15 protein-coding genes and 1 tRNA gene are annotated in these 19,331 nt (G+C 62.0%); 6 read left to right on the top strand and 10 right to left on the bottom strand.

Going from position 1 to position 19,331, the window contains the following annotated elements:
• Positions 1–340: 340 nt before the first annotated feature.
• Positions 341–1,996: a Na+/H+ antiporter gene (locus tag BXE_RS00840; RefSeq protein WP_011486552.1), complete on the top strand. Its 1,656-nt coding sequence runs from the start codon at positions 341–343 to the stop codon at positions 1,994–1,996.
• A 110-nt stretch (positions 1,997–2,106) separates the two neighbouring features.
• On the opposite strand, the gene BXE_RS00835 is transcribed toward BXE_RS00840, so the two are convergent.
• Positions 2,107–3,414 carry a solute carrier family 23 protein gene (locus BXE_RS00835; protein WP_011486551.1) on the bottom strand — a complete coding sequence of 436 codons (1,308 nt, stop codon included), beginning with the start codon at positions 3,412–3,414 and terminating at the stop codon, positions 2,107–2,109.
• A gap of 687 nt (positions 3,415–4,101) precedes the next feature.
• On the opposite strand from BXE_RS00835, the gene BXE_RS43755 reads away from it, so the two are divergent.
• A protein-coding gene (locus BXE_RS43755) for an IS5 family transposase (protein ID WP_407668610.1) occupies positions 4,102–4,913 on the top strand; the annotation gives its coding sequence in 2 pieces (ribosomal slippage) (positions 4,102–4,438 and positions 4,438–4,913; 813 coding nt in all).
• Here BXE_RS43755 and BXE_RS00820 read toward each other — a convergent pair.
• The 4 genes from BXE_RS00820 to BXE_RS00805 form a co-directional block, all read right to left on the bottom strand.
• Positions 4,910–6,460 (bottom strand): sensor domain-containing diguanylate cyclase, encoded by a 1,551-nt coding sequence (locus BXE_RS00820; protein ID WP_038457072.1) that lies wholly within the window; start codon positions 6,458–6,460, stop codon positions 4,910–4,912. The genes BXE_RS43755 and BXE_RS00820 overlap by 4 nt on opposite strands.
• A 165-nt stretch (positions 6,461–6,625) precedes the next feature.
• Positions 6,626–7,327: an NAD(P)H-binding protein gene (locus tag BXE_RS00815; RefSeq protein WP_011486548.1), complete on the bottom strand. Its 702-nt coding sequence runs from the start codon at positions 7,325–7,327 to the stop codon at positions 6,626–6,628.
• Positions 7,328–7,475: 148 nt separating this feature from the next.
• Positions 7,476–8,351, bottom strand: a complete 876-nt coding sequence (locus BXE_RS00810) for an SDR family NAD(P)-dependent oxidoreductase (RefSeq protein ID WP_011486547.1) — start codon at positions 8,349–8,351, stop codon at positions 7,476–7,478.
• 56 nt (positions 8,352–8,407) lie between these two features.
• A complete protein-coding gene (locus BXE_RS00805; RefSeq protein ID WP_011486546.1) occupies positions 8,408–8,980 on the bottom strand; it encodes a TetR/AcrR family transcriptional regulator in 573 nt (190 codons plus the stop codon).
• A gap of 432 nt (positions 8,981–9,412) precedes the next feature.
• On the opposite strand from BXE_RS00805, the gene BXE_RS00800 reads away from it, so the two are divergent.
• Complete coding sequence (locus tag BXE_RS00800; RefSeq protein ID WP_011486545.1) at positions 9,413–11,176, top strand: methyl-accepting chemotaxis protein; 1,764 nt, start codon at positions 9,413–9,415, stop codon at positions 11,174–11,176.
• Between the two features lie 44 nt (positions 11,177–11,220).
• Here the strand turns inward: BXE_RS00800 and BXE_RS00795 are convergent, their stop codons facing one another.
• A complete protein-coding gene (locus BXE_RS00795; protein WP_011486544.1) occupies positions 11,221–12,786 on the bottom strand; it encodes a PLP-dependent aminotransferase family protein in 1,566 nt (521 codons plus the stop codon).
• 166 nt (positions 12,787–12,952) lie between these two features.
• Here BXE_RS00795 and BXE_RS00790 point away from each other — a divergent pair, with 166 nt between their 5' ends.
• Genes BXE_RS00790 through BXE_RS00780 form a run of 3 tightly spaced genes read left to right on the top strand, consistent with a single transcriptional unit; the run spans position 12,953 to position 14,957 of the window.
• Positions 12,953–13,741 carry an aldolase gene (locus BXE_RS00790; RefSeq protein WP_011486543.1) on the top strand — a complete coding sequence of 263 codons (789 nt, stop codon included), beginning with the start codon at positions 12,953–12,955 and terminating at the stop codon, positions 13,739–13,741.
• A 36-nt stretch (positions 13,742–13,777) separates the two neighbouring features.
• Positions 13,778–14,671 carry a dihydrodipicolinate synthase family protein gene (locus BXE_RS00785; protein WP_011486542.1) on the top strand — a complete coding sequence of 298 codons (894 nt, stop codon included), beginning with the start codon at positions 13,778–13,780 and terminating at the stop codon, positions 14,669–14,671.
• 31 nt (positions 14,672–14,702) lie between these two features.
• Positions 14,703–14,957 carry a hypothetical protein gene (locus BXE_RS00780; RefSeq protein WP_193352958.1) on the top strand — a complete coding sequence of 85 codons (255 nt, stop codon included), beginning with the start codon at positions 14,703–14,705 and terminating at the stop codon, positions 14,955–14,957.
• 77 nt (positions 14,958–15,034) lie between these two features.
• Here BXE_RS00780 and BXE_RS00775 read toward each other — a convergent pair whose 3' ends face one another.
• The 4 genes from BXE_RS00775 to BXE_RS00760 all read right to left on the bottom strand — a co-directional run bounded on the left by BXE_RS00775 (position 15,035) and on the right by BXE_RS00760 (position 19,275).
• Positions 15,035–15,442, bottom strand: a complete 408-nt coding sequence (locus BXE_RS00775) for a VOC family protein (RefSeq protein ID WP_011486540.1) — start codon at positions 15,440–15,442, stop codon at positions 15,035–15,037.
• Positions 15,443–15,610: 168 nt separating this feature from the next.
• Positions 15,611–16,255, bottom strand: coding sequence for a TetR/AcrR family transcriptional regulator (locus BXE_RS00770; RefSeq protein ID WP_011486539.1), 645 nt, complete (start codon positions 16,253–16,255; stop codon positions 15,611–15,613).
• Between the two features lie 621 nt (positions 16,256–16,876).
• The gene (locus BXE_RS00765; RefSeq protein WP_011486538.1) at positions 16,877–18,118 is read right to left on the bottom strand and encodes a lysozyme inhibitor LprI family protein; all 1,242 of its coding nucleotides are present in this window, start codon (positions 18,116–18,118) and stop codon (positions 16,877–16,879) included.
• A 1,081-nt stretch (positions 18,119–19,199) separates the two neighbouring features.
• Positions 19,200–19,275: transfer RNA gene (locus BXE_RS00760), tRNA-Ala, on the bottom strand.
• Positions 19,276–19,331: the final 56 nt, after the last annotated feature.

The following is a 19,331-nucleotide window of genomic DNA, read 5'->3' as shown; positions in this document are numbered from 1 at the left end:
CGAACAACCTCGGCGCCGTCTCTCAAATGTGCGTCATCGATATACCTTAAGCAAGCTCCATGCGCACGCTGACACACATTCCAATGAAATTTGGACGAAAGACTGCGCCCGCAGACGGGAGCATGCGCCGCCTGTGGGCGTGATACGCACCGTTAAGGTGCGCCAGGCCGTTCGAGGCAGTCATGCGCCACGCATCGGCGCCACATGCCGGCCCGGCGATGGCGCGACGCGTCGTCGGGCTAAACTGCTGCCTTACACTTCGTCAGCGTCGCGTGGCCATATCGTCGATGCTCACCGAAGGCCACCGCAGCAACGCCGTCATATCGCCAGAAATAGACCGATGGATATTGTCTTTACCGTACTGATTCTTTTGCTCGCCGTCGCCGCATCGGGCGTCGTCATCCGCATCCTGCCCATCGCGTTGCCGCTGCCGCTCGTGCAGATCGCGATCGGCGCGCTGCTCGCGTGGCCGAAGCTCGGGCTGCACGTCACCTTCGATCCGGAAATTTTCATGATGCTGTTCATTCCGCCTCTGCTGTTCGCGGACGGATGGCGCATTCCCAAGCGCGAGTTCTTCATGGCGCGCCGCTCGATCCTGATGCTCGCGCTCGGGCTGGTCTTCGTGACGGTGCTGGTGGTCGGCTACTTCGTGCATGCACTGGTGCCGTCGATCTCGCTGCCGGTGGCGTTCGCGCTGGCCGCGGTGCTGTCGCCGACCGATGCGGTGGCGCTGTCCGGCATCGTCGGCAAGGGCAAGATTCCCGGGCGGCTCATGCACATACTGGAAGGCGAAGCGTTGATGAACGACGCGTCGGGACTGGTCGCGCTGAAGTTCGCGATTGCCGCGGCGCTGACCGGCGTGTTTTCGCTGCGCGACGCGTCGATCAGTTTCGTGATCATCTCCGTGGGCGGCATCGCGACGGGCGCGGCGGTGAGCTGGCTGTTCAGCTTCGTGTCGGCGCGCTTCCTGAATCTCACTGAAGACGGCGATCCGGCGCCCGGTGTCGTGATGACGCTGCTGATTCCGTTCGCCGCCTATCTGATCGCCGAGCGCTTCGAATTGTCGGGCATTCTGGCCGCAGTCGCCGCCGGCATGACGATGAACTACGCGACCCTCGCGAATGCCGGGCCGGTGTCCTCGCGCGTGCGCGCCAACAGCACGTGGACGATGATCGAGTTCGTCTTCAACGGCATGGTGTTCATTCTGCTGGGGCTGCAGTTTCCGCACATTCTTGGCCGCGCGCTGCTCGATGCACACGAGACGAGCAACGCGCAGGTCGGGCTGCTGATCGGCTATATCGCGGCAGTGGCTGCTGCCCTCTATGCGATGCGCTTCGTGTGGGTGTGGCTGCTGCGCTGGGTCGCGAGCCGCGGCGCCACGAAGCGGGGCATGGCGAATGCGGTGCCGGGCTTGCGCACGGTCGCGGTGACGACGGTGGCCGGCGTGCGCGGAGCCGTGACGCTCGCCGGCGTGCTGTCGTTGCCGGAGGTGTTGCCGGATGGCGTCCCGCTGCCGGGCCGCGATCTGGCGATCTTCATTGCGTCCGGCGTGATCCTGCTCTCGCTGCTGGTGGCGGTGGTGGCGCTGCCGCTGTTGCTGAGCGGCTGGCGGCGCGGCAAGGATCCACATGCCGCCGAGGAGTTGCTCGCGCGTACGCTGGCCGCGCAAGCCGCGATTCGCGCCGTCGACGAGGTGCACGACACCGAGTGCGCGGATCTGGACGAATCCGCTTCGGCGTATGCGGCCGATGTCACCGCGCGCGTGATGGATCTCTATCGGCGCCGCCTCGCCACGCTCGACGAAGAGCAGGAACCGCGCGAACTGGCGCGCCGCGCCGACGCGCTGGAGTTCAGGATGAAGCTCGCGGCCATGCGCGCCGAGCGCAAGACGCTGCTCGCGCTGCGCAGCAGCCAGGCTATCAACGACGAGACGTTGAACAAGCTCATGCGCGAAGTGGATCTGTCGGAGACTGCGCTGACGGCGCGAAGGAAATGACGCGCTGCCGGGTTGCGGTTCCGGCGGCGGGCGCCTGCTGCTTCGAATGAGACATCACGAAAGAAGAGGCCGACGCCGCCGGTGAACCCGCTGATACCGGAGAGAAAAAATCAGGCCACCGGACCTTGCACCGGCTTCCTTCTCAGCAGCGCATAGAGAATGATCGCGCCGAACGTTGCGGTACCGATGCCGCCCAGACCGAAGCCGCCGAGCTTCAGCGAGAAATCACCGGCGCCGAGCACGAGCGTGACCGCGGCCACGATCAGATTCCGGTTGTCCGAGAAGTCCACCTTGTTGACGACCCAGATCCGCGCGCCGGTCACGGCGATCAGCCCGAACACGACGATCGACACGCCGCCCAGCACCGGTCCCGGAATGGTCTGGATCACCGCGCCGAACTTCGGCGAAAAGCCCAGCACCAGCGCGATCACTGCGGCGATCACGAAAACCAGCGTCGAATAGATTTTGGTGACGGCCATCACGCCGATGTTCTCGGCATACGTCGTGACGCCGGTGCCGCCGGCGAAGCCCGAGACGATCGTCGCGAGTCCGTCGCCGAGAAATGCGCGGCCGACGTAGCGGTCCAGGTTCTGGCCCGTCATCGCGCTCACCGCCTTGATATGCCCGAGGTTCTCCGCCACCAGAATCACCGCGATCGGCGCGAGCAGGGTCATGGCCTGCATGTTGAAAACCGGCGCCGTGAAGTGCGGCATACCGAACCACGCTGCGTTCGCGACGATCGTGAAATCGATCGGCTTACCCATGCCGAGACCGTTGGTGACGATCGCATAGATCACATATGCCATCAGCAGGCCGACCAGAATCAGCAGACGCTGCAGCATGCCGCGCGCGAACACCGCCACCGCGCCGACGCACAGCACGGTGACGAGCGCCATCCACGAATCGAAGTTGCTGCCGCTCACGCCATGCACCGCGATCGGCGCCAGATTCAGACCGATCACGCAGACAATCGCGCCTGTCACGACGGGCGGCATCAGCGTTTCGATCCATCGCGTGCCGACCGCCGACACGATCAGGCCGATCACCGCATACACCACGCCGCACGCGATGATCCCGCCCAGCGCCACCGGAATGTTCAGGTTCGGACCGTGGCCGCCGTACCCAGTCACCGCGATCACGAGACCGATGAACGCGAAGCTCGAACCGAGATAGCTCGGCACGCGCCCGCCCACCAGCACGAAGAACAACAGTGTGCCGATGCCCGACATGAAGATGCACAGGTTCGGATCGAAGCCCATCAGCAACGGCGCGAGCACCGTCGAGCCGAACATCGCGACGACGTGTTGCACGCCCATCGCGAACATCTGCGGCCACGCGAGCCGCTCGTCGGTGCCGACGATGCGGCCTTCGGCAGCCGCGGGCTGCGCGCGCCAGCGGGGGAAATACGAATCGGCCATGACGGGGTTCTCCTCTGTTCGGCGTTTTTATGGTGGGCCGCGCCGGAACAAGGCGCCGCCCATGAATTACGCGCGAGTGTACGGAGTGCCATTGGGCCTGGCAAGTTCGGGGAAATGCGCGGCGTGGCCACGCGGCGCATAGCGCGTAGCCACGCTGCATGCAACGGCGAACCCCGCGCTCAGTGCAGGTCCAGGCGCGCTCCGCCGCTTCCGTGACGATGGCCGCGCGCTCGGCGGCCGCGCGGGGCCTCCAGCGAAAACATCGTGACGGCCGCCTGCTGTTCGGTGCGCTGCGACAGATCGGTATTGCCCTTGGTGCGGCGGGCCGCATCGCAGAAGAACGAGGCAGCCGCAAGTCAGCACAAATTTTTTGGGAATCGTCTGATATGTCGAGCGTGGGCGAGGACCTAAACTTGGCTTGCTGCGTTGATCCCCATGAGCAAGCGCATGCGATGTTGTAACTCTCCGACTTTTCCGCTCACGCTTCCCCTGCGTGAGCGGTTTTTTTTGTCCGCACGATCCGTTGTTCATGCAACGCGGATACCTTCATGCGTGCGGCTACGACTTCCGCTCGATGTGTCATATCGGGTTGTTCGCTTTAGACGCTGTTGCGAAATTAAGTTTTGGGTCTGTTAACTTTTCCGGCTTGGTGTTAACTTTCTGTCTTGTTTTGCCTGACAGGAAGCGATGCCTAAAGAACTGATAGACGACGAATTGTGGTTACTCATCGAACCACTGCTGCCTGCGCGAGCACCACGCAATCGCCAGTTTGCGGGCCGCAAACCGAAACCCGACCGAGCGGTGCTGACCGGCATCGTGTTTGTGCTGCGCTCAGGCATTGCGTGGAACCTTCTGCCGCAAGAAATGGGATGTGGTTCAGGCACAGCTTGCTGGCGACGGCTCGTCGCGTGGCAAAAGGCAGGTGTCTGGCAACACATTCACGAAGCGTTGCTCGCCGAACTGCGTCGCCGTGGCGAAATCGATTTCTCGCGTGCGCTCGTCGACAGCTCATCGATTCGCGCCGTGCTGGCGGGAAAAAAACCGGCCCGAATCCCACGGACCGGCGCAAGCTCGGCAGCAAACACCACCTCATCGTCGACGCGCAAGGCATCCCGCTCGCGGTCATCCTGAGCGCGGCGAACCGGCACGACATTACCCAGCTTGATGCGCTGGTCGATGCCATTCCGCGCATCCGGGGCAAGCGGGGTCGTCCCTTGCACAAGCCGCGAATCGTTCAGGGCGACCGGGGCTACAGTTCCGAACCCCATCGGCAACGCTTGCGTGAGCGAGGCATCACGCCACTACTCGCAAAAGTCGGCGCGCCGCATGGCAGTGGGCTCGGCAAAACACGTTGGCCAGTCGAGCGTTCGATTGCGTGGCTTCACTCGTTTCGACGGCTCAAGATTCGTTACGAACGCTATGCGCATGTTCACGAAGCATTCCTGTCTTTGGCTTGCGCCTTAATTTGCTGGACGCGCCTAAAGCCTCTGTTTAACTAATTTCGCAACAGCTTCTTAGTGCCCGTGCCCGCTACGGAGGTGGTGCCCAGCGTCGCATGCATCGCGTGGGTCGCGTGGGTCGTCGCGCCAAAGCACAGCACGCAATTGCGGCCGGCATCCTTGGCTTCGTAAAGGGCCTCGTCGGCGGCGTCCACGAGCGCGCGGCTCGTGGCAAATGCCTGGCCTCGCGTGGTCGCGACACCAATGCTCACCGTCAGCACGCAGTGCGAACTCGCCACGTGGCGAAGCTGCAGCGCTTCAACCGCGGCGCAGATCTTCCCGGCAATGCGGGTTGCGCCGGCTTCGTCGGTATCCGGCAGCAGCACGGCAAACTCTTCGCCGCCGTAGCGCGCCGCCGTGTCGCCGGGGCGCCGCACGCTCTGCGAAATGCAACGCGCTACGCCGATCAGCGCTTCGTCGCCCGCCGAGTGGCCGTACAGGTCGTTGAAACCCTTGAAATTGTCGACGTCGATCAGCAGCATCGACAACGGACGCGCGTTGCGCTGCGCGCGGCGCCACTCTCCTTCCGCCTGCTGCTCATAGGTCCGGCGGTTGAAGAGGCCGGTCAGGCCGTCGGTGCACGCCAGCACGCGCAACTCTTCTTCGGCCGCGCGGCGATGCCGCAGTTGCTGGGAGAACAGGACGGCCAGCGCGATGATCGTCACGTCGAGCGCGGCGATCAGCGAGCCGATGATCCATGCACGGTGCCGCCATTGCGCGTAGATGTCACGCGTGGACAGCGCGACGTCGAGGATCAGCGGATACATGTCGATATGGCGGAACGCATACCAGCGCTCGACGCCGTCGAGCGCCGCCGTGCCGAAGAAGTCACCGCTCGGCTGCTCGGTGAAGCGCGAGTAATTGGCGGTGCCGGTCAGATTGATGCCGATCATTTTCGGGTCGTACGGACGCCGCATCAGCATCGTGCCGTCGCTCAGCATCAGCGCCATCGAGCCGCCAACGCCGAGATTCATGCCGGCGAACAGACTGTGGAAATAGGTAAGGCGCATGGTGCCGGCCACCACGCCGCCGAAACCGCCGTCCGGCCGCGTGATCCGCCGGCTCAGCGCGATGCTCACGTCTTTGCCGCCCACTTTCGGGATGAACGGGTGGCTGATGAACAGACCGGCGTTGGGAGAGTCGCGCTGAACCTTGAAGTAATCGCGGTCGGCGAGATTCACCTGGCGCGGCGGGGTGGCCTGTGAGTCGAACCTGACGTTGCCGGCCTCGTCGGTCACGAGGATCGAGCCCATGTCTTTCGCGCTGGCCGAGCCGTCGAACAGCACCATCTGGCGCATAGCCGGCTTCAGGTCGAGCACGCCCGGCTGCTTCAGGCCGTCGAGCACCGCGCGCAAAGAAAGGTCGTAGATCTCCAGATTACGCGACACGTCGCGTTCGACCAGCAGCGACACGTTGAAGACGGAGTCCTGGGCGCGCCGCAACGCGTCGTCGCGCATCTGCGCCAGCACCCACACGGCGATTGCAAGTATCGCGCTGGCCAGCACGATACTGATCGCAATCACGATGTTCGGTCGGCGCGTCACCATGACTTGTCGTTCGGGCATGCGCGGACCAATGCGCGTGAACAGGAGGGCCGCGTCCGGATAGGCGCGTACCGTGAACCGGTAGCGTACCAGACGCTGTGACGCGCGGAATTATCGACGAGGCGGGTTTTTTGCCGGCTTGGGCGAACCTCAAAGGCTCGCCCGCTTTTAGCCGGCGTGCAGATCGAGGACGGGTCGGGATGCTGAGCGGCTCAATGCACGGATGTCGGCGGTCTCGAGCACCGCCTTGCCGGCGCCGTGGCGTGCGACTGCCAGCATTGCGAGGCCGATGTCTTCCGTGCTGAGAATCTGGTTGGGCAGCAGCGCACGCAGCGTCGACAGGAAGGGCTTCGCCAGCGTGTAGAAGAGCCGGTACGAGCGGGTTTTCGAACGCGCGCTGTTCAGCGGTTCGATCACGCCGGGACGGAACAGGTAGACGCCCTTGAACGGCAGCCGCCGCAACGCGTTTTCGGTGCGCCCCTTGACGCGTGCCCACATGCTGCGGCCCTGCCCGGTGCTGTCGGTGCCCGAGCCGGACACGTAGACGAAAGTCATCTGCGGATTGAGGCGGGCGAGCGTTTGTGCCACCGCCATTGTCAGGTCGTAGGTCAGGCGCGAATACTCCGCCTCCCGCAGCCCCGCCGACGACACGCCCAGGCAGAAGAAGCACGCATCGAAACCCTTGAGCGATGCTTCGATCGCGCGAGTATCGGTCAGGTCGGGCTGGATCACTTCGGTGAGCCGTGGATCGAGCTGCCCGCTGCGAGTGCGGCCAACAGTCTGGACCGCTTCGACGTCGGGCGCGCGCAGGCATTCGCGCAATACGCCCTGTCCGACCATGCCGGTCGCGCCGAATATCAGAACCTTCATGATGCATGCTCCATGAGCGCGCCCGGCCAGCGCGCGTTAGTCAGTGCTTCGGATAACGCCCGCAAGCGGGCGGCGTCCGCCTTGTCCTGCACGCCTCCTCAGCTTGCAGTGGATGAAATGGCGCCGACCCGGCTGCCCGACAGCGCGCTCAAGCTTTCGCCGCTGCGGCCGGAAACGGCGGCAACGCCGCCGGCGCGGAGAAATCCGTCGACACGCTGACGGCCTGCCACGCTTGCGCGTCGGCCGCGCGCGCCTTGTCGCCTGCGCCACAGTAATGCAACGCATCGCTGCCGAGCAAAAGATGCGCCGGCAAGGCATCGTGATACGCGAGCTTGAGCACAACCTGCGCGACCTTTGCCGGATCGCTGGCTTCGTGGCCGATGTACTGCGAGAGCATATCCGACACGGCGCCGACCGAGGGCACGTAATCCGCCAGCAATTCCGGCGTGGCGCCCGCCGCCTGATCGCCCCAGCCGGTTTTCATGCCGCCCGGTTCGAGCGCGGTGACGTGAACGCCGAAGGGCGCGAGTTCCTGGCGGAGCACCTCGGTGAAGCCGCCCACCGCCCACTTTGCCGCCTGGTACGCGCTCAGGCCCGCGATCCCGACGCGTCCGCCCACCGACGAAATCTGGATGATGTGCCCCGCCCGCTGCTGCCGCAGCACCGGCAACGCCGCGCGCGTCACGTTGACGACGCCATAAAAGTTGGTGTCGATCTGCGCGCGGAAATCGTCCTCCGAGGTTTGCTCGAACGGCACCAGATGGCCGAAACCCGCATTGTTGACCACCACGTCCAGCCGGCCGAACGCGTCGAGGGCCGCTTGCACGGCTTGCCGCGCAGCCTGCGGATCGGTGACGTCGAGCGCGACCGTGCGAATCCGTTCGCCATGACGCGCCAACAGATCCTCCAACTGACGCGGATCGCGCGCCGTGGCGATCACCTGCTCGCCCGCCTGCAATGCTGCTTCGACAATTTCCCGCCCGAGTCCGCGGGCGCTGCCGGTAACCAGCCAGACCTTAGCCATCGTTCACTCCTTCAGTTTAGTTGAGCAAGTAATCACTCATTAACGTGACAAAAAAATTAATGACGCGCGATCGCATTCCAGAACGCGTCGAAACCCGCCTGGCGGTAGCGCTCGGCGTTAGCCGGTTCCCGAGCGATGAAGTCCATGGTCGTTTCCGCCAGAGCGCCCATGATCGCCGACAGGAATGCCGGCGGATGATCCCGCAATGCGCCGCTCGCGACGCTCGCCTGAATCATCGCGTTGATGTCGGCGAACGACTGCATGCCTGCCGAGCGCGTATGGTCGGTCAGGCGTTCCGACACGGCGAGCTGCGCCATAGCGCGGCGCTTGTGCGGTTGCGCGACGCCCCAGTCGACAAAGCGGTTCCACACGTGTTGCACGCGCTCGCGCACGCCTGCGCGCCTGGGATAAGCCGTCATCATTACCTCCCGCAGTTCGCCCTTGATGTCGAGATACAGGACGTTCAGCAGATCGTCTTTATTGTCGAAGTACGTAAACAGCGTTCCTTCCGCCACACCCGCCACCCTGGCGATGCGCGAGGTGGGCGCGCCCAGCCCCTGCTCGGCGATGACCTGCGCCGCAGCAGCAAGAATGGCATTACGTTTGTCTTCGCTCTTGGGACGGGCCATGCAGATCGGTTCGATCTCGAACCATAAATGAGTGATTGCTCAATCATAGCCACAAACAAAACTGCGTTCAAGCGTTTATGTACACGTTCGCGCCGCGCTATGCGCGCGTCGAAACATGACATGAAAACGTAACCCGATGTTGTCTCCGCATGAACAAATATATTCATTCAGCACAAAATTGCGCCTTCTTCGTTCATCTTTCGCAAACCTTATAGAGACATACCCGCCCCACCCTCAGTATTTGGGAGTCGCGAACCGATATTCCATCAACGGGGCACCTGTTTGTGCCGACGCTCGACGTTGAAACGAACAGGTAGATGCGCAGGGCCGCCGCAATGTACGGCGGTCACATAGACACCCCCATGCCCGGACCTGAGAGTCCATTGCGAACGCATTCACGTTTCGTTACTGGAGAAAAAAATCGTGACATCGATGCACCTCACCATCAAAGCCAAACTCATTGCCGGCTTCGGCATTCTGTCTCTTATCGTCGTTGCGGTTTCCATGCTTGCCCTGAAGTCGCTCGGCGACTCGACCGATGGATTTTCCACCTTCGTGCATGGCGTCAACGCACGCGCGGACATGGTCATGCAGGTACGAACCGCTGTCGATCGGCGGGCCATCGCCGCGCGCAATCTCGTGCTCGTCACCAAACCTCAGGACCTCGAAATAGAGAAAGCCGACGTGCTGCGCGCACACGAAGACGTGCACACCAATCTGAAGAAGCTCAACGACATGATTGCGACCTCGAGCAACGTGACGGAGAAGGGGCGCCGCCTCGTCGCGGAAATCAATCGGGTGGAGGCGTTGTACGGGCCGGTCGCCACCGACATCGTCAATCTCGCGCTGACCGGTAAACACGACGAGGCGATCGTCAAGATGGACGATCAATGCCGGCCGCTGCTCGCCGCGCTGATTAGCGCGACCAATGCGTATACCGACTACGCGCATGGTCGCCAGGAACAGCTGATCAACGAATTCGCGATGCATTACGAGAACCAGCGCAATCTGCTGATCGCGATCAGCCTGATTGCGGTGGCGCTTGCAATCGGCGCATGCGTGCTGATCACGCGCTCGGTGACCGGCCCGTTGCGTCAGGCGATCGACATAGCCCGCACCGTGTCGGAAGGCGATCTGCGCACGCGCATCGCGGTCAGCGGCAGCGACGAAACCAGCCGGCTGCTGCGCGCCCTGCGCGAGATGAACGAACGGCTGACCACGATCGTCGCACGCGTGCGCGACAGCAGCACGAGCATCGCCGGCGCGGCGCGCCAGATCGCCGCTGGCAACATGGACCTGAGCCAGCGCACCGAACAGCAGGCAGCCTCGCTTGAGGAAACGGCGTCGAGTATGGAAGAGCTCACTTCCACAGTGAAGCAGAATGCCGACAATGCGCAGCAAGGCAGCCTGCTGGCCACGAATGCTTCGTCGGTCGCGCAGAAAGGCAGCGAGGTGGTCGGCCAGGTCGTGAATACGATGCACGATATCAGCGAGAGCTCGACGAAGATCGCGGACATCACGGGCATCATCGAAGGCATTGCGTTCCAGACGAACATTCTCGCGCTCAACGCGGCGGTCGAAGCCGCGCGCGCCGGCGAACAGGGCCGCGGTTTCGCGGTGGTCGCGAGCGAAGTCAGAAGCCTCGCGCAGCGCTCATCGAGCGCGGCCAAGGAGATCAAGGATCTGATCGCCACTTCCGTGGACAGGATTCGCGACGGCTCGGCGCTCGCTGGTGAAGCAGGCAGGACAATGGCCGAAGTCACCACGGCGGTGGCGCGGGTGACGGACATCATGTCGGAGATCGCGGCGGCGTCGAGTGAACAGAGCCGCGGCATCGAGCAGGTCAATCTTGCGATTACGCAGATGGACAACGTCACGCAACAGAATGCCGCTTTGGTAGAAGAAGCGGCGGCGGCTTCGCGGTCGATGGAAGATCAGGGCGAACAGTTGAATGAGGCCGTGGCATTCTTTCAGATTCTGAATGGCGATGCGGTGGAGGCTTCTGTTTCCGCTGCCCGTTTGCAGAAGGAGAAGTCGCCGCGCGAACCGGCTGTTGCTGCGCCGGTGCGGCGCGTCGTGCGCGCGATGTCCGCGCATGGTGCTGCGCCCGGTGCTGCGCCTGGTTGCGCGCCTGTTGCCACGCGGCCGACGGCCGCTGTAGCGGTCGGTGCGGATGACGGCTGGAATCAGTTCTGAACGTTCTTTCCTGATCGGGCGCCGAGCTTGTACGGGCGGCGCGATCAGGCAAGCTGCCTGGCTTTGCTAATGGACCGCCGAGCGAGGCGCAATGGAAAGTAGAACCCTTGCGCCCGACTCCCTGCACCAGCGCGACTATCGCGCCGCGCCGCGCGGCCGAGCCGCGCGAGCGCGGAGGCCATTTCGGTTTCATCGAGATTGCCGTAGCCCAGCCGCACGCCTTGCACGTCCTCGCCGTTCGGTGAGAACTGCCGCCCGGCGAGCAGGCGAATGCCCGCCTGCGCAGCCCGATCCACCAGTTCGCCGGCGGCAACCTGACCGGACAACGTCAGCCACAACGCGAGACCGCCGCCGGGCACCGCAAACGACACCTTGTCGCCCAGTTCGCGCCGCACGCATTCCGCGCAGAAGTCCCGCCGCCGTTCATACGTTCTCAGCGCGCGCCTGATATGCCGTTTCAGTTCGCCGCTTGCCATCAGTTCCGTGACCGCCATTTCCGTCAGCGCGCTGCCCTGCCGGTCGATCAGCATGATCTGCGCGGCACAGCGCGCAATGGCTTCCTTCGACGCCGCGATATACCCGAGCCGCAGTCCCGGCGCGAGCACTTTCGATAACGAGCCGATAAAAAATACCTGCTCCGATGCATTCATGCTCGCCAGCGGGAGGACCGGCTTGTAGTCGAAATGGAATTCGGGATCGTAATCGTCCTCGACGATGACGAAACCATAGCGCCGTGCGAGGTCGAGCAGTCTCAGGCGCCGGTCGGCGGGCATCGTCACAGTGGTCGGAAACTGATGATGCGGCGTGGTGAACACGGCGCGTACCGGCTTCTTTCGACACAGCGCTTCGAGCGAATCGGGCACCAGCCCGTACTGGTCGAGTTCGATCGCGGCAAGCTCGGCGCCGCACGACAGAAACGCCGCGCGCGCAGGCGGGTAGCTGAGCGTTTCGAACGCGATGGTGTCACCGGGGCGCGTCAGCAAACGCGCGGCGAGAAAAATGCCCATCTGGCTGCCGCGCACGACGCAGATATTGTCGGCGCTGACGTTGAGCGCACGTTCGGCGCGCAGCATCGCGGCGATCGCCTCTCGCAGTTCGGGCGTGCCGCGCGGATCAGCGTAGCCGAGCGCGTTCGCGCGCGCCGACGACACGAGCGCGTGCCGGAATGCGCGCGACAGTACATCGAACGGGATCAGGCGGGTGTCGGGCACGCCGTCGGTGAACGCGATATTGCCTGAGCCGTTCGCTTCGCCGGGCGACATGGCCTCGTGATAGAGGCTTGCGCCATCGTCGGACAAGGCCACCGGAAACGGCCGTTCGTGCGTCGCCTCCGGCTTGAATTCCAGCGCCGGCAGCCGCGACGAGACGAAGCTCCCCCGCTTTGCCTCCGTTTCGATCCAGCCTTGTGCGGTCAACTCGTCATAAGCGAGCACGACGGTCTTGCGATTCACGCCCAGGTCGTCGGCGAGCGCGCGCGTGCCCGGCAATGCGGTGCCGGACACCAGCCGCCCGCGACGGATGTCCTCGACGATCGCCTGGACGATCTGCAGGTGGATCGATTCGCTGCGATTGCGCTCTGGCCGCAACGTCAGCTTCCACGTGCGCAGCATGGCGCCCCCTTTCTTTCTGGACCAGATGAAATTATAAATCTGGATGTTTTTTATGGTCCACAACGTTTCTAAGATGGAATCCACGTCGTCGCATCGACGCGTGGCTGGAGCCGGATTCGGCGCCTTCGCCACTTCCACCCAGGATCCTCTTCGATTGGGATTGCACATGGCAGACACTCTCACTACTTCAAAAAGCGAACTAGTGGCAACCGCAGAGCGGCAGATGCAGACCGCCTTGCCCGAACTCGTATGGGCGACTCGCGAGAAGCTCGCACTGACCTGCCGGATTCTGTTCGAGCAGGGCCACGATTCCGGGCTCGCCGGGCAGATCACCGCCCGCACCGACGAGCCGGACACTTACTACACACAGCGTTTCGGCCTGGGCTTCGACGAGATCACGGCGTCGAACCTCGTCCACGTGAATCAGGATTTGAAGCTCGTCTCCGGCGAGGGCATGCCGAATCCGGCGAACCGCTTTCACACGTGGATCTATCGGGCGCGACCGGATGTGAACTGCATCATCCACACGCACCCGCTGCATGTCGCCGCGCTGTCGATGCTGGAAACGCCGCTCGTCGTCTCGCACATGGATCTGTGCCCGCTCCATGACGATTGCGCGTTTCTCGAACAATGGCCAGGCGTTCCGGTCGGCAACGAAGAAGGCGAAATCATCTCGGCGGCGCTCGGCGGGAAGCGCGCGATCCTGCTTTCGCATCATGGCCAACTGGTCACCGGCAGCACGATCGAAGAGGCCTGCACGCTCGCGCTCCTGATTGAGCGCGCCGCGCAAATGCAATTGCTCGCAATGGCGGCCGGCGACGTGAAGCCCATTCCCGCCGAACTCGGCCGGGAAGCACACGACTGGATTTCCACACCCAAACGCAATCAGGCGACGTTCGCCTACTTCGCCCGCCGCGCGCTGCGCAGTCCGATGCACCGCGATTGTCTCGCCTGACGCCTCTTACCTATCGATCCAAGGAGCTGCATCCCTATGAAAAGCACAGAATTTCGCGGCATCATTTCGTACCCCGTAACACCGTTCGATCTGCACGACGGCAGCGTTGATGTCCCGACGCTGAACCGGTTGATCGATCGTCTGGTCGACAGCGGCTCGCACGGCATCGCACCGCTCGGCAGCACGGGCGAAAGCGCCTATCTCAGCGACGACGAATGGGACACGGTGGCCGAGGCATCGGTCAGACGCGTGGCGAAGCGCCTGCCGGTCATTGTCGGCATTTCCGACCTGACGACCCGCAACGCGGTGCGCCGTGCGAAGTTCGCCGAATCAGTGGGCGCCGATGCGGTGATGGTGCTGCCGGTGTCTTACTGGAAGCTCAACGAAGCGGAAATCTTCCGCCATTACGCGACGATCGCCGAGGCGATCAGCGTGCCGATCATGGTGTACAACAATCCGGCGACGAGCGGCATCGACATGCAGCCCGAACTGATCGTGAAGCTCGCGAGGGAGATCGACAACGTCACGATGATCAAGGAAAGCACCGGCGACATTCAGCGGATGCACCGGATTGCGCAGCTGTCGGACGGGCGCGTGCCGTTTTTCAACGGCAGTAATCCGCTGGCGCTCGGAGCCTTCGCGGCAGGGGCGGCCGGGTGGTGCACGGCGGCGCCGAACCTCGTGCCGCAATGGCCAGTCAAGCTTTATGAGGCTTGTGAGAAGGGTGATATGGAGCTTGCGCGAGCGGTTTTTTATCGCTTGCTGCCGTTCCTGCAGTGCATCATGAAGGGCGGCTTGCCGACGACGGTGAAGGCCGGGCTTGCGTTGCGAGGGTTTTCGGTGGGCGCGCCGCGTAGGCCGCTTCAGCCGCTTGCGGAGCCGGCGGTGCGTGAGTTGGCGGCAGTGCTGGGGGGGCTTGAGGGCGGCTGAGGCGGCCGGGCGGGGCTTGGAGTTTTGGGGGATGCGTATTTGCTACGGGGGCTTTCCGGGGTGTGGGGGGAAACCGAATTCGCTTCTTGCGCGGGTGGAAGCGGTCACTTCGGCATTGATCCGCGAGACGTTGCCGGAGGAAAGGCAAACTATCGTGTGCGACGACCTCCTCGCCCACGTTGTCTGGATGGCGTTCGACGGCTTTGTCATCAACCATCGGATTGGCGACCTGAGGGATATGGACGCTATTGCGGAGTTGATGGTGAAGTTGCTCTTCGGCGAATAGGTAACGCCAACACATCGTAGCTACAGCATGTGTTGGCGTTGACAATTGAGCTGGCGTTTGTTGTGCGTGCGCTTCCTTCAGTTCTGGAAAGAATCGCGATACTCGGGCGCGGCGTCTGCACGCGTGTTCAGTTCGAACATCACGCCGCCGGGTGCCCGACAGAAAAAGCGTGAACCGCGGCCATTGTTGAAGACTTCCGTCTCCATTTCTACGCCGTCCGCCTTGAAGCGTTCATATAACTTCCGCACCGCTTCGAGGCTCGGGAGTTCGAACCCGGCGTGGAACGCCCGGGGCCAAGCCGGAACGTCGCTGCCGGTATGGTCGATCACCACGTCGAAGCCGGGGCGCTTGAGTATGTAGGACTTCTCCCAGACACCTGAAACGGTGAAGCCGAGGTATTGCTCGAAGAACTGCGCGGTAGCGGCCGTGTCGGCCGAGGGAAAGCTCAGGTGGTTGAGCTTCATGTTGCTGATCAGATCATTCATCGTCGGTCTCTCTTCGGATAACTGCGGGCACCTCTGCCCGACGACGTCAGAATATAAGTAAAAGCTCGCATTCAACAACTCGCATTGCAATCGCTCGATCGTGCGCCGCGAGTCCTTGGTGTAGTGGGCGAGACGGACGGAGAGGCACGCTCGTGCCGCGATGATTGCTCACATTCCACCCGCTCGTGGCGAATGCTTATCGCGCTTCGCGATCCTCGACAGATAGCCGAAAGCGGCCGCGCGCACGCGATGTTCCAGGCTTTCGAGGTCACGCTCTCCGCGCTGGCCTGCTGCGTCTGTCAGGCCCTGGACGATTGCCAGCAGATCGGCTGCGGCTACTTCAGGATGCTCGAGTCGCGGCGCCACACGCTTGACGATCGCTACGACCAGCGCGTCGAACTCCACTTTCTCGACCTCGCCACGCAAGGCGGGGCTGCTTTCCTGCACATCGAGCAGTTTCGCCAGCATAGGTCGTTGTAGCTGCTGGCGTACCGATGCGCCGATCAGATACTCGAGCGCGGCCTTGCCGCTCCGCTGAGTCAGCGCGGCTGCTGCATCGTGGTAGAACCGCCTGGTTTCTCGCTGGATCAGCGCGACCGTCAGCGCATCCTTGCCAGGAAAGTATTGATATAGCGACCCGATGCTGACACCCGCGCGCCGGGCTATCGCGTTCGTATTGAATCCTTCGAGCCCCTCGGCTTCCAGCACCTGAGCAGCCGCCTCGACGATCGATTCCACGGTTTCCTCGGCGCGCGCCTGGCTCGGCGTCTTGCGCGGGCGAGTGATACTCGGGCGTGAAGAGTGGTGAGTCATGTGTGCTCCGTCGTTGCGGATTGCTGCGTGGGTGGAAGTATCTGGCGAATGGCTATGCTTCGGTGTGAGCGGCGTGGAACGCTGCGGGCCGGAAAAAAAGCGATGCTGAGCGACGGGACAATTCAAGCGGCGGTTGATGAGTTGGAGTGGCTGCGTCGTCTGCGGCGACTGTCAGAATATCGATGGTAGCTTGTGGAAGGCGTCATAGGGCAGTTCGCTTTGGACGGAGGGATATGGAGTGGGGAAGCGGGGTGGGGAAGCCAATTCGGTTAGAGAATATGCGAGGATCTTCGCAGCGCACGTTGCCTCTCTGCCTCAACGGTGCACCAGGCTGTCCGACGTGTCGCTTGTCGCTTGTCGCTGCATGTCGGCGAAGCCGTTGGCGCAAAGAGGTATCTCTATCCGTATATGAGATTTGCGAACCCGGAAAAGCTATGCCAGACAAGATTTGTCGAGGTTTCAGAACCCACAGATTTTCAAAATTCGTGGGTTCAGTCCTCGGTAACAGATGAAACAGGATTCTCACGAATACTCGCTGCCGCCTTGGCGCACGACCGCAATGGCCGCACGCGTTTTGTTTTATCCGCCAGGCTGTCAGGTTGTCATGGGTCGCATAGCTGACTAATTCGCATCTACTCGGCCAGTCTGTGCAATCTGTGTCAGAGCAGTCTTCTGGTCGGCGTACCATCGAACCAGGCAGTTTCGGTCGTGACAGCTCTGCTCACGGTAGTTCCACTGTTGACGGGTACGCTCCCGGAATGCCGCTTGATCGGTTACGGCGGCCTTCGCCCTGGCGAATATCCTCGACAGCTCAACATCGTCCGCTGCGAGTTCTGGATCGCTACAGATAATATGCTCAGCATCAGAACGCGCGCTTGAACAATCGAAGCTGGTGGTCAATGTGGGTTGTAGTGCGGAAGTTGAGCTTGTTCCAGCAACCGACTGCTGCGACAGGCTCTGCTGCAGCGAAATTTTCAGTGCTTGCGTTCTATCGACGGTCATCTGCACCTGACAATTCAGCTTGTTCGTTTGAAATGCGGTAGTATCCGGCGTTCCGCTATCGAGCGCTTTTATCTTGCAGTCGTTCTCGCGTTGAGCAAGCCACAATCGTTGCTCTGGCAACAATGCTTGCCGCCACTCCTTGCTCCCGGCATTCCAAACAACGTTGATGGCATCGTTGGCCATCTTCATGTCCGACTGCGCTTTTTGAAGGGCAGCCTCGTTGTCCGCTGCTTGTGCCTGTGCGATTTCGGCTTGCTGTTGCTGCGCCTGCAGCGCCTTTTGCTGTTCCTGCTTGGCTTGCTCAGCCTTCTGCCTTTCCAGCGCCGTCTTTACAAACGACTCTTCAACCAACGTTGACGCAAACGTAAGCGCCGCATTATTCCCCTCAGTGCTACCGTAGATTTTCTTGCCGTCGTCCGTCGGCTGGACTCCATATTCGAGCGACGCCTTAACCGTATTCGCATCGAAATCGACGCCGGCCTGCAATGCGCCCTGATGAGAGCTGTTAAGCGACAGCATGCTTCTTGCCGCATCGGCATTGGAAACGACATCAGCCGGCACCGAGAGCCGCATCGTTGCTGAACAGAATTTCTTGGTGCTATTCGGATCACTCTTCGTCGTCAGCACGTCGTCGAGAGTGATACCGATTTTGTCGACAGTTGCCCGAATCAACGCCCCGTCAACGTTGACCTGTACATTGGAATTTGGCCCAGCAAAGTCCGAAGTGATCTGCTTCACTAAAGCGTCTTTCAATATCGAGGTCACCACAGACTTTGCGTCGTCACCGTTGCAGGCGACTTCCGGTTTTTGTGAACACGCGGCTAAGCTGGCTACAAGCAACAACGGGAGGAGCTTCTTCACGATTTTTTCCTTTTATTCAACGACGGTGATCTTCTGCGGAGCGCAAAGCCGTTCCTCCGTGGCCTTGCAATTCCGCCCCCCGATCGACCGTCTATTACACGTGCTCTCAGAATTGAGATTATCAAGATTTGCGACACCTCAGTACAATTTTGAGCGAGCCGCAAGGACCTTGCAGCGAGCAGTGACTGTTTACCGACGATCCACATTGAAGTGGCCTCGGTCAGCGCCACCGTCTGCGCGGCAGTAGCTCGTTCCAGCTATATATTAGATATCTCCGATCCCCGAAAAGGCTTGCTGGTCAAGGCTCTCCTCATCTCAAGAATCAATAGATTTTCGAGAATCCGCGAGTTCGCGCCCGGTCTCCGTCCGGTATCGCTGCCGCGATGCTGACCTTCTGGGCAATTCGTTGGTATAAGAACAGTAAAGGGAGGCATTCTCCCTCCGCCACAGGAGGCGGATGTCCACGGCGACGCTCCTACGCGCGGACGGCTTTACGACTTCCTCTACGGGCTCGAATACGTGGACCTCAGCTACGGCGTGATGCTGGGCAGCGACGCACTCCAGCGGCTTGTCTCCCGGTCAGCGCGGCGCACCGCTACTCATCTTCTGGTTTCTCGTCGACCGGGATCGCGTCCCCATCATCTTGGTCCGGCCCGAAGAGACCTCGACAGTGAGACTGTCTACAATCTGTTGCCTGGTGTGATTAAGAGGGCTAAACGGCCCCGGCAAGTCGTGATGGTCAACCACAACGCCAACCTCGCCGTCACCTGCGACGACGAACGGGTGATTGTCTGTTGCATGGAGCGGGATGGCTCAAACAAGATTTCCTACGAGGCGGGCGCAATCGAGGAGTTGAATTTGACTCGGTCCGTTGTGACTATCGTGGAGAGGACGAAGCCGGCTTTCGAGAACCGTCTCGCAAGTGCGATTGAGGCAAGGAACGATGGAAGGCTACGCCAAATCTTGCAATATACCGGCGGGTCGGTGAGCAGAGGTCAGCATTCTTGGCAGAAACCTGCAGCAGAATGCAAAACAACGCACTACATCGCAAGACGTAGTGCGTTGTTTCTAAAGAAAAACTTGGTGGAGAGGAGGAGGATCGAACTCCCGACCTTCGCATTGCGAACGCGACGCTCTCCCAGCTGAGCTACCCCCCCAACGTGCAAGCAATTCTAGCACAGGCCTTTTCCACTTTGCCAAGCCCGAATAGCAA

This window comes from Paraburkholderia xenovorans LB400 (genome assembly GCF_000013645.1).
Classification (GTDB): Bacteria; Pseudomonadota; Gammaproteobacteria; order Burkholderiales; family Burkholderiaceae; genus Paraburkholderia; species Paraburkholderia xenovorans.
The sequence above is the reverse complement of the archived record's forward strand: the minus strand, read 5'-3'. Positions and strand labels throughout refer to the sequence as shown.